We start from the raw sequence: 13,069 nt of genomic DNA on the forward strand, positions 1-13,069 counted from the left end.
AAGGTAATAGTTTAAACATACTCTGAACAAAAACCACTATTTTTGTTTAAATTAACATTTTTTAAGGAATCGAGATGAGCTTTAGTGAAATTAAAGAATTGATAATCAATATGTTTGGTGAAGAAATCATTTTGAAAGAAGATTTGACCTCGCCACAGCATAGCATAACGATACCCAACGAACGTTTGCTGGAAGTATGCCAGTTTCTGCACGTTCAGCCAAAACTCTATTTCGATTTTTTGGCCTGCATTACGGGGATTGATAATGGCCCAGCCGTTGGAACTGTCGAGGTTATTTATCATTTAACATCAATTCCATACGAACATAGTTTCGTATTGAAAGTGGAAGTACCACGCAATATGGATGGTGAGCCACTACCAAAAGTGTATTCGCTGACACCTATTTGGAAAACTGCTGATTGGCACGAACGAGAGGCATACGATCTGGTGGGCATTGATTTTGTGGGGCATCCCGATTTGCGGAGAATACTCTTACCAGCCGACTGGGAGGGGTATCCACTCAGAAAAGATTATCAAGAACAAGAGTTATATCATGGAATTATAGTTAAATCTTGATTTTTTGAAAAAACTCTGAACTTCTATAATAAAATATCAAGATTTAAATACAGCAAAATTCCAATTGGATTAGGGAGCTATGGCATACTTATTTTGCATAATCCTTAATTAAAATAATCCTTAAAACTATGTCTTCTATCAAACGTAATTTTTTGTTTTTGCTTTTGTTGGCAATTAGTTCTCAAAGTTGTGTACGAAATCCAGTTACAGGGAAAAAGCAACTTTCTTTGATGAGTGAAGAGCAAGAAATAGCTATTGGCTTGCAATCGCATCCCGAAGTAGTGTCTTCAATGGGATTGTATAAAGATGCTAAACTTGATACCTTTATTACCCAAAAAGGAAGAGCGATGGCCGCAATTTCTCATCGACCAAATCTGCCTTATCAATTTCATATTGTTGATTCTCCAGTAGTTAATGCTTTTGCAGTTCCAGGAGGCTATGTCTATTTCACAAGAGGAATTTTGGCACATTTTAATAATACTGCTGAATTTGCCGGTGTGCTTGGCCATGAAATTGGTCATATAACTGCACGACATTCAGCGAGGCAACAGACTTCCCAAATTTTAGGACAAGTTGGCCTATTGGCGGGAATGGTGCTTTCAGAGCAGGTACGTCAAATGGGTGAGCAAGCCTCACAGGCCGTACAAGCGATGATGCTCAGTTATAGTCGTGAACATGAAACAGAGTCTGATGAATTGGGTGTGAGTTATTCGAGTAAAATTGGATATAATGCCAAAGAGATGGCTTCATTTTTCAATACCTTAAAGCGAATATCTGATGATGCAGGGCACAATATTCCAACTTTCCAATCAACTCACCCTGACCCGGGCGATCGTTTTATTAATGTAGGTAAATTGGCTGCTGAATATCAAGCAAAAAATCCAGGAACTTATGCTACCGACCGAGAAAGCTATTTGAAAATGATTGATGGTATTATCTATGGCGATGACCCAAAGCAGGGCTTTATAGAAAACCAAACTTTTTATCATCCTGATTTGAAATTTCAATTTCCTGTTCCACTTGCTTGGCAAACTCAAAATTCACCCGCTTCTTTTCAGATGGCTCCCAAGGATGGAAAATCAATGATGGCACTCACACTTGGAAATGGAAAAACACTCGAAGAAGCTGCCCAAGCAAAAATTAAACAGTATAATTTGCAAGTATTGCAAAATAAGAAAACTACGATTAATGGTATTCCTGCACTGGTATTTGTGGCAACAGTTCCTCAACAACAGCAGCAGCAACAACCCCAACAACCAGGACAACAGCAGCCAACGATTCAATTAGTGTCATGGTTTTTTGAGCATAATGGTCTTGTTTTGAATCTTTATGGTGTGGCAAGTTCATCAGAGTTTAATAATGCTGCCATTGTTTTCCAAGCGGTAGCGGCAGGTTTCAAGCCTTTAACCGATAATGAAAAACTTAATCGTAAACCCGAAAGATTAGTCATTAAAACAGTTCCTCGTAATGCGACTTTCAAAGAAATTATGAAAGGATTCGGAATGCCCGATGCACGTTTGAAAGAGTTAGGAATTATAAATCAGTTGAACGATAATGACATAGTAAAGCAGGGAACTTTAATTAAGACTATCCAAAGATAATTTTAAATATCATACGTTTGTATTTAGTGAAAAAGGTATGCGTTTGGCATACCTTTTTCATTATCTTTAATATTGAAGTGCAGTCTTAAACTCCGAGGTAGTATGGAATTGAATATCAGGGTTATTCTGAATATTCATTCGTAGAATCCAGTCGGTTTCGGCCAAAAATACAGGGTTTTCATCTTTGTCATATGCAATGAAATTGCTTTTTAGGCGAATAAACTCAGCTAATTTGGTTTTATCTTCACAAGTTATCCAACATGCTTTTGAATACGGACGGGCTTCAAAAACGCAACTTGCCGAATATTCATTCAATAAACGGTGCTGAATTACCTCAAATTGAAGTTCACCAACGGTTCCGATAATTTTTCTATTTCCCGGTTGAATCGTAAACAACTGAGCAACCCCTTCATCGGTTAATTGCTGCACACCTTTCTCCAACTGCTTCGATTTCATTGGGTCTTTGTTAATTACCTCTTTGAAAATCTCAGGAGAGAAACTCGGAATACCAGTAAACTGAAATTCTTCGCCCTCGGTTAGTGTATCACCGATTTTGAAAGTACCAGTGTCATACAAACCGATTACATCGCCTGGGTAAGCATCTTCCACAACGTCTTTTCTATCAGCCAAAAAAGCAAATGGACTGGCAAAACGCATTTCTTTGTTCAGACGTACGTGTTTGTAGAATTTTCCACGATTGAACTCTCCGCTACAAATACGTAAGAATGCAATTCTGTCGCGGTGACGTGGGTCAATATTTGCGTGAATTTTGAAGACAAAACCACTAAATTTATTTTCGTCAGGCTCAACCATGCGTTTGTCGGTCATGCGATGCACAGGTAGTGGCGAAACATCACAGAAAGTATTGAGCAATTCCATCACACCAAAATTACTTACGGCACTTCCGAAAAATACTGGTGCTAAATCACCCTTTAAGTAGGCTTCTTTATCAAAAGTATCATAGATTCCATCAATCAACTCCACGTCTTCACGTAATTGTGCGGCATCTTTTGCTCCAACTTTTTGGTCTAAAACCTCTGATTCTAACTCAATTACATCAATATCATCTTCCAAACGAGTTTTATTGACCGCAAAGTGATTCATTTTCTTTTCGAGCAAGTGATAAACCCCTTTGAAGTTTGAACCTCCATTGACAGGCCATGTAATCGGACGTACTCGTAAACTTAGTTTCTGCTCTAATTCATCCAATAAATCAAATGGATTCTGCCCTTCACGGTCCATTTTATTTACGAAGATAATCACAGGAGTTTTACGCATTCGGCAAACTTCCATCAATCTTTCGGTTTGCTCTTCTACGCCTTTTACACAGTCAATCACCAAAATTACGCTATCGACAGCGGTGAGCGTGCGGTAAGTGTCTTCTGCAAAATCTTTGTGACCAGGAGTATCGAGGATATTGATTTTCAAGGCTCGGTATTCAAAAGTCATTACCGATGTAGCCACCGAGATACCACGTTGCTTTTCGATTTCCATAAAGTCAGAAGTAGTTGACTTCTTGATTTTATTTGATTTTACCGCTCCCGCAGTCTGAATTGCACCACCAAAAAGGAGTAGTTTTTCGGTAAGTGTGGTTTTACCTGCATCGGGGTGGGCAATGATGGCGAATGTTCGGCGTTTGTGTAACTCTTCGGTAAATGACATTTTTGAATCTTAATTTTTTAAAACGAGTGCAAAATTAAGCAAAAAATGTCAAAATAACGTTGGCAAGGTTCAAAACCTTGCCAACGTTTTATACTTGCTAGAATTAAAACTCAGGAGCAAACTTATCCCAAAGTTTGTTGGCTTGGTCTTGAATGAGTTTGGGAAGCTTTTTAAAAGAGCCATCAGCTACTTTTTCTTTTGGGTAATCAAATCCTCGTGGAATTGTGTTGCCTCTGATTGCGGCTTTGTTGCCATTTTCGATAACCATTAATTTTAATCCAATCGGACTAACATCGCTGCGGCAACCTAATTTATAGAGAAATGTAATTTCGGCATACTTATTTTTATCTAAATCAGTAATTCGGAGCGATTCTGTCAGCAATTGGAGGTCGTTGTCAAATTCGCAGTGTTCCTCCTTATCCGTTATTTGGCGGAGCAAAACAAGTTCTTTATTGCTTTTTTCGACATAGTGCTGCACTAAAATCGCTTTTGTTACCCATTCATCTGACCTATTTTGTAGGGTTGTGGCAACTAAATAATTTTTACCATTTTTATCTTCAAATTGTAGTGCTTTATCTACTATGGCATCATCCGAAACTATTTTTCGTAGAATTGAAGGTTCAATGTTTTTTGTGGCTATTTGTTGTGAAAAACTGCTTAGACTGATAAAACAACTAATAAATCCTATTATTTTCTTCATGTTTCTACATTGCTCCCCAATATCTTGAAGCTTCTTTTATGGTTTCAAATTTATTTTTATTGGCTTTTGCATATTCTATATTTGCACCCTCGGCACCGGCCCAGTCGATGATGATTTCGAGTTCATTTTTGCTATTCATAAATGCCCCAATAATTTTAATGGCATCATTCGGAAATTGTCCGCCATCATCTACTCGCCAAGTTGAGCCTTCATCAAATTTGGCTGGATAATCTCTGTATATGTATGATGTACCACTGATGACTAAACTTGCCAATACACTGTCTTTTTTAGGTTCAAAAATGACTAAAAATGCTTTTTGTCGCTCAGCTAAATGGGCAATTTCCCATGCCTGCTTCACTTTACGGTTTTTGTCTTTTGCAATGAGTAATTTGATTTTTTCATCAACCAAAAGAGGTGTTTCTATTTTTTTTAGTAGTACAGGTTTGTGATTTACTGCAAAATTATAGTTGAAGAGAACAACTGTTTCATTGGGATTAACTTTATCTCCATTTAGCATACTAAACAACTGACCTTTACAATTATCAATATTCTGAGCAACTAAATTGATACCTTTTTCATTTCCTAATTGTGTTTTTAGGAATTTGATTGGCGTTATTTCTTCGTTGTTATCAATTGTTTGAGTTAGTTCTTTTGGTGATATTCCATCCTCAAAAGCTAATATTTTTTCACCATTTTCGTTACTAAAACCAAATGTTACCAATTCCTCTGTATTATCGACATTCTGAGTGATGGCTGTCGCTTTTGTGTCTGATGATACTTCTTTTTGTGTTGTTCCTTTTTTTGATTGACAGGCAAGTGAAAGAGCTAAAATTGAAATGAAAACAATATTTTTCATAGGTATAATATAGGTTAGGTTTTAATTATTCTTAAAATATTCTTTCAAAACTACCTCGCCAATTTTGCCTTGTGGGGTGTATTTGTCTCTGAATTTATGTTTTCTTCCTTCTTCATTTTCTCTTTTTAAGTCAGGAAACCATTTCCAGATAAAACAACCTGCCAACCAGCTTTCTTTCCAAACTTCTTCAAAAAAAGCCTTATAAGCATCGGCTTGAAGTGCATCATTATCGGGATGTTTCGAGTAAGATTCCCAAGGCTTTTGGGTAGTAAAATCAGTGCTTTGATAGCCGATTTCTGTAAATAGAATTGGTTTTTGGATTTTTCTGCTGAATTTTTCGAGGTCATTGCGGTGTTTCTCCCAACCTTTTTTAATAGTATTCAAATCAGGAGATTTTGCATCGGCCAATGGGAAATATCCATCGACACCCACAAAATCGAGTTCTGCCCAAAAAGGCACTTTATCATAGCAGTCCCAGTTTTCGGCGTAGGTTAATTTTCCTTTATAAACGCCCCTTATATCTTTGATGATTTTATGCCAAAATGCAGGTCGTTTTTCTACGAAATTCTCAAATTCGGTAGCAATACAATAAATTTCAACTTTGGTAGAATCGGCAACTTTGGCAAAGTCGAGCAAATATTCTCCGAAACTTTTCTCGAAAGTTTGCCATTCGGCTTCGGTTTTGAAGTCTAAATCGCCCGTGAAAGTGCTTCCCGAATTGCCCTGAATCCAAGCATGCGGTTTGAGCATCACTTTCAAGCCTTTTTCATGAGCCATTCGCACACATTCGCTCACACCTTTCGGCGATTCGCCCCACCAATATCCATCCGACAATTTATTGTATTTAAATTCTGGACTTCCGTCGCGAGTGAAACCGTAAGGCGTAAGAGCAACCCATTCGGCGTGAATGTTTTTTACATTCTCAAATTCAGTTGCTTCAATTTCACGAGGAGGAGCCACAAAACAAACTCCCTTTAGTTTTTTATCTTCAAAAATGACAGCTTTATTTTGGCAGCTAAAGCATAGACTAATAAAAATGATTGAGAGATATTTGAACATAGGGTTATGAAGGCAAATTTGAAAAAAGTAGAATATTTTTTATAAAATTGAGAAATAGTAGATAGTTTTGCAAATAAACTTTCTTGCTCTCGAAAAAGAATGACTTTTGAAGAATATTTGATAACCAAAAAGATCGATGCCGATAAATTCAGAAAATCTGAACCACAAAGATTTGATGAATGGAGATATCTGTTTGCTCAAATGCACCCTGAAAGTTTTACTTCACACAAAAAGTTTTTGATTAACCCAACACGCAGAAAATATCATATTGAAAAGTAACTCATCATTTATAAGCTAATTATCTAGCCGGTTTTTCCTTTTTTTTTCTAGTTCCCCCAACCATTCATCACAATTTTGGCTTTTTCATGTCTATTATTACAAGCCATTCGTCTACTCTTTTCAACCGATTGTAAAATATCTAAATCATTTGGTACTAAATTTAGTTTTCTAAGGGTAAATAAGCCGTAATTTTGTACTTATTCAAGATTTTAAGAGTCTTGAATCGTGCTGTATAAATACTATTTTTAAAAATCAACTAATGAAAAAACTGAATTTACTTTTATTATTAATTGTAGGAAGTGTTTGTGTTACGTTCGCTCAATTTCCCGGCGGGGGTGGCGGCGGCGGTATGCGAATGGGCGGTGGCGGATTCCCTGGAATGAACCCTATGCAACAGCAACAAATTCCACAAGAAGAAATTCCAAGAGGTTCGGCAAAGATTTCTGGAAAATTGATAGACTCAACAACCAATAAAGCTGTTGAGTTTGCTTCAGTAGCAGTATATGACAAAAACAACAAAGTTGTCGATGGGGCAATGACCGATATGAACGGTGCTTTTACGGTGAAAAACTTGGCGAAAGGTACATACAAAGTGGTTGGTTCGTTTATTGGTTACAAAAATGCAGTTTTGGCCAAAGTTGAAATCAAAGCCAACAAAGAAGAAGTCAATGTCGGAAACATGTTGATGGCGACTGATACCAAAGTTTTGGCCGAAGTAACTGTGACCGGACAAGCATCTTTGATTGAAGATAAAGTTGACCGTTTGGTGTATAATGCTGATAAAGATATTACAAGCAAAGGTGGAACTGCCGAAGATGTTTTGCGTAAAGTTCCGATGCTAACGGTGGATATGGACGGAAACGTGCAGATGCGTGGAAGTGGTAATATCAAAGTGTTGATAAACAATAAACCTTCAAGCATTTTAGCTACAAACGTGGCTGACGCTATTAAGCAAATTCCAGCTGAAATGATTAAGCAAGTTGAGGTAATTACTTCACCATCAGCTAAATATGATGCAGAAGGAACGGCTGGTATCATTAATATCATTACAAAGAAGAATAACCTACAAGGCCTAACTGGATTTGTGAATACTGGTGCTGGCTGGCGTGGAGCAAATGCTTTCGGAAACGTAAACTTACGTAAGAAGAAAGTAGGTATGGCCTTGAATTTTGGTGGAAATAGCTCATATAATACGCCAAGCGATGGCTCTACCAATCGTGTTTCGTCGGTAAGAGGAGTTGAAACGGTTTTTAATCAGAAAGATGAAAACGATGTAAGACGTTTGTTTGCTAACTCGCAACTAACCCTTGACTATGATTTAAATGCCAAAAACTCAATGAGTTTAAGTGCAAGATACGGTAGAGGTGGTTTTAATACAACTGGACTTCAAACAAGTTTATTGAATTTAGTTTCGGGAACAGTTTTGCAGCAATTTGCTCAAGACTCGAAAAATATTCGAAATAACCAAAGTATTGACGTTGACTTTAACTACACAAAAACATTTAAAGAACAAGGTCACGAATTGGCTTTTTTAGCTCAACATGGCCGAAATGTAAGAGTAACTGAATTTATAAATTCACGCAATGATATCCCATTTAATAAAAGTAATAATGATGGTATCAATGGCGAAACGACTTTTCAAATGGATTATACATATCCATTTAAGAAAAATATCTTTGAAATCGGAGCAAAATACATCATTCGTGATGTGACAAGTGAGTTCGACTTTTTTAACTGGAATGCAGCATCAAGTGCGTATGTGATTCAAGCAAATAGAACAAACAATTTTAGTTACGACCAAGATGTGGCTGCTGCTTACTCTACTTTCACAATTGCGTTGCCAAAGAAATGGGGAATTAAAGCTGGGGTTCGCTACGAAAACACTCAAATTACTGCTAAATTCCAGACTTCTGATAGCAAGATTACGATTCCAGCCTACGAAAACGTGATTCCGAGCTTATCAGTTTCGAAAGATTTTCCTAAAAATCATAAGGTTAGAGCAAGTTATACTCAGCGTATCCAACGCCCGTCACTTGAATTCTTGAATCCTTTTGTAAACTATGCCGACCCACTGAATATTTCGTTTGGTAATCCATTATTGAAGCCCGAATTGAGCCATAGTTTTGAATTAAACTATAGCACATATTTTAAAGCTAATTCAATCAACGTTTCGGTATTTAGAAGATTCACTGATAATAATATCACAAGTGTAAGGTCGGTGGATGAACAAGGAATTGTAACTTCAACGTTTGATAACATTGGCAAAACTAATTTTTATGGTGGTAGTATTTTTGTGAATTTACAACCAACTAAAAACCTTCGTTTAGGAGGTGGTACGAACATCACAAACAATTTATTGAATGGAACTATCTTGATTCCGATTTTAGATGCTACAACAAACACTTATAAGAATACGGTAGTGGAGATTTCAAACCAAGGCTGGAATGCCAACGTAAACTTCAATGCTTCTTACACATTCACTAAAGGTTGGGGAGCTCAGGCATTTGGTTTCATGGGAAGTCGTCAGATTCAGTTACAAGGCTACCAAGGAGCATTCCGTTATTATAACTTGGGAGTAAAGAAGGATTTCAAGAATAAAAAAGGAAGTTTCAATATTGGTCTTGACAATCCGTTTACGAAAGCTCTTAAAATTTCGAGCGAGTCAAGTGACCCTACTTTCAAAACTACAAATGTTCGTAATATTTACAACCGTGGATTCCGCTTCTCTATCAATTATATGTTTGGAAAAATGGATTTCAATGGAGGAAATATGTTCCGTAGCAAGAAGAAAGTCAGCAACGACGACGCCAAAGCTGGCGAAGGAGATGGTGGAGCAGCAACTCCTCAACCAACCACAGGTGGTGGTCGTCCGAGATAATTTTAGAGAAATTATACTTCAACAATAGATTTTTTACTGAAAAGCCATGCATAATCGCATGGCTTTTTGCTTTTGTAAGATTAAATTTTATTTTTGTTAGGTCGTAGAATCGATAAATTCTTTTACAGTTAAATAGTTTACTTTACTGTTGACTTTTCGACCACTGACCTTAGACTACCCAAAACTTCATCATTAACCTCATAATCAATGAAAAAGATTATCTACTTTTTGTTTTTATTAACTATCAATCAATCAATATTTGCTCAAATCGAAAAAGAGGACAAAGTTTTACAAAAAAAACTGCAAGAAACTCTTAGTGGCTTCAATGGGGTTGTGGGCGTGTATGTAAAAAACTTGAAAACCAATAAGTTTGCAGCAATCAATGCCGATACAATTTTTCCAACTGCAAGTATGGTCAAAGTGCCGATTATGGTTGGGACTTTCGATAAAATCTTGAAAGGACAACTAAAATATGACCAAGAGATAGTCTATAAAGATTCCCTCGATTATGACGATGGAATTGTTGGTTCGCTGAAAGATGGTGCCAAATTGCCACTCAATGAAGTCATGATGTTGATGTGTACAGTAAGCGACAATACAGGAAGCCTTTGGCTGCAAGCCTTGGCAGGGGGAGGAATACGAATAAATGCAATTATGGATTCGCTGGGGCTGAAAAATACTCGTGTAAATTCTCGAACACCAGGCCGTGAAGCCAATCGAACTGAATTTGGTTGGGGACAAACAACTCCAAGAGAAATGGCTAATCTGATAACTATGCTTCGCCAGAGAAAAGTTTTTACAGCTGATGCCTCCGACAGAATGTATCGAAATCTTGGTCGCCAGTTTTGGGATGGCGAAGGACTTTCACAATTACCCGAAAATGTAAAAGTTGGTACAAAAAATGGTGCAGTAAATCGTTCCCGTTCGGAAGTAGTGTATGTACACGCACCACACGGCGAGTATGTTTATTGTGTTATCACAAAAAAACAAAAAGACGAATCATGGACTCGCAGCAATGAGGGTTTTGAATTATTGAGAAAAGTAGGGGCCTTATTGTGGAATTATTACGAGCCACAGTCAAAGTTTAAGCCTGTTGATGGTTATGAGAAATGGTGAGATAAAAAAGATAAAGTTATGAGTCAATAAAATATACTGATTTTTTGCTCATAACTCTATCATAGTATTGGTTGTCAATAGTTCATTAACAATTATAAAACCTTATTTTTCTATGGACTGTTGACTATTGACCGTGGAATTTAACTAAAACTTCACCCCAAATCTTTCACCAAGCCCTTGTAAATCTTCAATTACTTTATCATTTAGCGGAATACCATTTGCTCGGCGTTCTTTTTCGAGTTCACGCTCGGGGTCACCTGGAATCAAAACTGGTTGATTTTCAATGTGTTTGGCATTTCTGAAACGCTCAATCCAAGTATCCATACTGGCTTTGAATTCTTCTTTTGGCCTGAATCCATCAATTCGCATCGCACCTAAAAAATGCCCAGTTCCTTTGCCAACTTGCTCGGCCGCTACTCCATGAAATCCAGCAGTTGCAAATGGTGGAACCCAAGGGCCAAAATTTGCTCCTGATAATACACCCGAAAAAATATCTACAATTGCTCCTAATCCATATCCTTTATGGCTACCATGCTCACGGTCGCCACCGAGAGGAAGCAAGCCACCTCCATTTTTTACGGCGTTTGCATCATCAGTCGGGTTTCCATTGGCATCTTGTACCCAACCGATAGGAGCAGATAATCCTTTGCGTTGCAAAATCTCCATTTTCCCGTAAGCAACCGCCGTTGAGGCAAAATCAGCCACAAAAGGTGGTTGATTTCCGGCAGGAACAGAAACCGCAATCGGGTTTGTACCAAGCATTTTTTCTACCGCAAAAGTCGGAACTACCAAAGGTGCGGCATTGGTCATTGCCCAGCCAATCATATCGTGTGGCAAAGCCAACATCGAATGATATCCCGCAATGCCAAAGTGATTGGAATTTTGCACTGAAATCCAGCCCGAACCGTAGCGTTTTGCTTTCTTGATGGCCACTTTCATGGCATAAGGGGCAACTACAAGTCCTAAGCCTTTATCTCCATCAATAACGGCCGTTGATGGTGTTTCATGAACAATTTTTAATTCGGGATTTGGATTCAAACGCCCGTGGTCGAATAGTCGGACATATCCAATCAATCGAGCAGTTCCGTGTGAATCAACGCCACGTAAATCGGCTGAAATTAGCACATCAGCTGCCAATTTTGCATCTTTTTTAGGGCAACCAATACTCAAAAAGATATTTTCTGTAAAACGTCGAAGATTTTTTTCTTTAATCATATAATGTGGTGCGAACTTCCAGTTCGCCGAAAGAATAGTAACATGAAATTTGAGTGATTCCAACAAATCAAAGGTTACTCAATAATTATTTTCAAGCAAAATAATGAAGGTTTTACAGCTAAAGCAAAGAATTTTTCTTAAAATTGCCTTTCAGTTGAAGAGATTAACAAACTATTCACACAATAAACCCTTACGTTGACGTTTTTACAAAAACAAACATACTCTCATTATGAAAATCTATTTGAAATCATTACTAACCTTATTTTTTACCAAAAATTCTATTCTTCACTCAACTTTGGGACTCGGAGCGTTACTTTTTGGGTTTCATTTTCCAATTTTCTCGCAAGGACAAGTAAAAGTTGATGCCGAAAACCAGCATATTACTGTTTTCTTGAATCGAGCTCAAATTGATGCACGTGTAAAAACAACAGTGCAAGCTGGCACAACCAAGATGGTTATTGGAAATGTAGCCACCACTGCCGACCCAAACAGTATTCAGATTGGCGGTAAAGGCGATTTGGTGATTATGGGAGTGAAGTTTAAACAAAACTATTTGGGAAATAAAAAACGCAGTGTGCTTGAAGACTCGCTGAAAATGGCAAAAAGTGAGTTAGAAGTTGTTGAGGTTTTGGTAAAAGTGGCCGAAAACGAGCGAAATATGCTTATGGCTAACTCAAATATCAAAAATGAGAAAGATGGAGTGACACCAGAAGACTTGAAAGAAATGTTAGATTTCTTCAGAACTAAATTAACAGAAATTGGCACACGACAAATGCAGTTGGTTCGTCAATCAAAAGATTTGCAAGATAAAGTCAATCGTTTTCAACAACAACTTACTTCTCAAGGCACAAACGTGAATCAACCTGCGGGTGAAATTGAACTGACTTTGCAGGCAAAAGCGTCATCAGCAGTTGAATTAAATCTTACTTACATTGCTAATAATGCGGGTTGGTCGCCCGTGTATGATATTCGTGCCAAAGACGTAAAAAGTAATATTGATTTGGCGTATCGAGCAAATGTTTATCAAAGTACAGGCATCGACTGGAAAAATGTGAAACTAACACTTTCTACTGCAAACCCAGCCGAAGGTGGTACAAAACCCGAATTATATGCTCAGTATGTAAATAT

General features: G+C 37.6%; 11 protein-coding genes. 6 read left to right on the plus strand and 5 right to left on the minus strand.

What is annotated here, in order from left to right; genetic code table 11:
- Window positions 1–74: 74 nt before the first annotated feature.
- A complete protein-coding gene (locus ACOVO2_RS02250) occupies window positions 75–575 on the plus strand; it encodes an NADH-quinone oxidoreductase subunit C (RefSeq protein ID WP_421768410.1) in 501 nt (166 codons plus the stop codon).
- Between the two features lie 128 nt (window positions 576–703).
- Window positions 704–2,176 (plus strand): M48 family metalloprotease, encoded by a 1,473-nt coding sequence (locus ACOVO2_RS02255; protein ID WP_421768411.1) that lies wholly within the window; start codon window positions 704–706, stop codon window positions 2,174–2,176.
- A 66-nt stretch (window positions 2,177–2,242) separates the two neighbouring features.
- Here ACOVO2_RS02255 and ACOVO2_RS02260 read toward each other — a convergent pair whose 3' ends face one another.
- From ACOVO2_RS02260 to ACOVO2_RS02275, 4 genes are all read right to left on the minus strand, one after another.
- Window positions 2,243–3,838 carry a peptide chain release factor 3 gene (locus ACOVO2_RS02260; RefSeq protein ID WP_188766111.1) on the minus strand — a complete coding sequence of 532 codons (1,596 nt, stop codon included), beginning with the start codon at window positions 3,836–3,838 and terminating at the stop codon, window positions 2,243–2,245.
- A 103-nt stretch (window positions 3,839–3,941) separates the two neighbouring features.
- Complete coding sequence (locus ACOVO2_RS02265) at window positions 3,942–4,538, minus strand: M949_RS01915 family surface polysaccharide biosynthesis protein (RefSeq protein WP_421768412.1); 597 nt, start codon at window positions 4,536–4,538, stop codon at window positions 3,942–3,944.
- 4 nt (window positions 4,539–4,542) lie between these two features.
- On the minus strand, window positions 4,543–5,394 hold the full coding sequence (locus ACOVO2_RS02270; protein ID WP_421768413.1) for a hypothetical protein: 852 nt from the start codon (window positions 5,392–5,394) through the stop codon (window positions 4,543–4,545).
- Window positions 5,395–5,415: 21 nt separating this feature from the next.
- Window positions 5,416–6,453, minus strand: a complete 1,038-nt coding sequence (locus ACOVO2_RS02275) for a glycoside hydrolase family 113 (RefSeq protein WP_421768414.1) — start codon at window positions 6,451–6,453, stop codon at window positions 5,416–5,418.
- Between the two features lie 99 nt (window positions 6,454–6,552).
- On the opposite strand from ACOVO2_RS02275, the gene ACOVO2_RS02280 reads away from it, so the two are divergent.
- From ACOVO2_RS02280 to ACOVO2_RS02290, 3 genes are all read left to right on the plus strand, one after another.
- A complete protein-coding gene (locus ACOVO2_RS02280; protein WP_421768415.1) occupies window positions 6,553–6,732 on the plus strand; it encodes a hypothetical protein in 180 nt (59 codons plus the stop codon).
- A gap of 259 nt (window positions 6,733–6,991) precedes the next feature.
- Window positions 6,992–9,610, plus strand: coding sequence for a TonB-dependent receptor domain-containing protein (locus ACOVO2_RS02285; protein ID WP_421768416.1), 2,619 nt, complete (start codon window positions 6,992–6,994; stop codon window positions 9,608–9,610).
- 207 nt (window positions 9,611–9,817) lie between these two features.
- Complete coding sequence (locus tag ACOVO2_RS02290) at window positions 9,818–10,726, plus strand: serine hydrolase (protein WP_421768417.1); 909 nt, start codon at window positions 9,818–9,820, stop codon at window positions 10,724–10,726.
- Between the two features lie 144 nt (window positions 10,727–10,870).
- On the opposite strand, the gene ACOVO2_RS02295 is transcribed toward ACOVO2_RS02290, so the two are convergent.
- Complete coding sequence (locus ACOVO2_RS02295; protein WP_421768418.1) at window positions 10,871–11,941, minus strand: Ldh family oxidoreductase; 1,071 nt, start codon at window positions 11,939–11,941, stop codon at window positions 10,871–10,873.
- A 229-nt stretch (window positions 11,942–12,170) separates the two neighbouring features.
- On the opposite strand from ACOVO2_RS02295, the gene ACOVO2_RS02300 reads away from it, so the two are divergent.
- The coding region (locus ACOVO2_RS02300) for a mucoidy inhibitor MuiA family protein (protein WP_421768419.1) at window positions 12,171–13,069 on the plus strand (899 nt) is incomplete at its 3' end.

This window comes from Emticicia sp. (assembly GCF_049241225.1).
In the GTDB taxonomy this organism is placed as follows: domain Bacteria; phylum Bacteroidota; class Bacteroidia; order Cytophagales; family Spirosomataceae; genus Emticicia.

What these genes read in the sequence shown, in the direction of transcription:
- ACOVO2_RS02250 (WP_421768410.1), top strand. Translation starts at nt 75, where the DNA reads ATGAGCTTTAGTGAAATTAAAGAATTGATAATCAATATGTTTGGTGAA.
- ACOVO2_RS02255 (WP_421768411.1), top strand. Translation starts at nt 704, where the DNA reads ATGTCTTCTATCAAACGTAATTTTTTGTTTTTGCTTTTGTTGGCAATT.
- ACOVO2_RS02260 (WP_188766111.1), bottom strand. Translation starts at nt 3,838, where the DNA reads ATGTCATTTACCGAAGAGTTACACAAACGCCGAACATTCGCCATCATT.
- ACOVO2_RS02265 (WP_421768412.1), bottom strand. Translation starts at nt 4,538, where the DNA reads ATGAAGAAAATAATAGGATTTATTAGTTGTTTTATCAGTCTAAGCAGT.
- ACOVO2_RS02270 (WP_421768413.1), bottom strand. Translation starts at nt 5,394, where the DNA reads ATGAAAAATATTGTTTTCATTTCAATTTTAGCTCTTTCACTTGCCTGT.
- ACOVO2_RS02275 (WP_421768414.1), bottom strand. Translation starts at nt 6,453, where the DNA reads ATGTTCAAATATCTCTCAATCATTTTTATTAGTCTATGCTTTAGCTGC.
- ACOVO2_RS02280 (WP_421768415.1), top strand. Translation starts at nt 6,553, where the DNA reads ATGACTTTTGAAGAATATTTGATAACCAAAAAGATCGATGCCGATAAA.
- ACOVO2_RS02285 (WP_421768416.1), top strand. Translation starts at nt 6,992, where the DNA reads ATGAAAAAACTGAATTTACTTTTATTATTAATTGTAGGAAGTGTTTGT.
- ACOVO2_RS02290 (WP_421768417.1), top strand. Translation starts at nt 9,818, where the DNA reads ATGAAAAAGATTATCTACTTTTTGTTTTTATTAACTATCAATCAATCA.
- ACOVO2_RS02295 (WP_421768418.1), bottom strand. Translation starts at nt 11,941, where the DNA reads ATGATTAAAGAAAAAAATCTTCGACGTTTTACAGAAAATATCTTTTTG.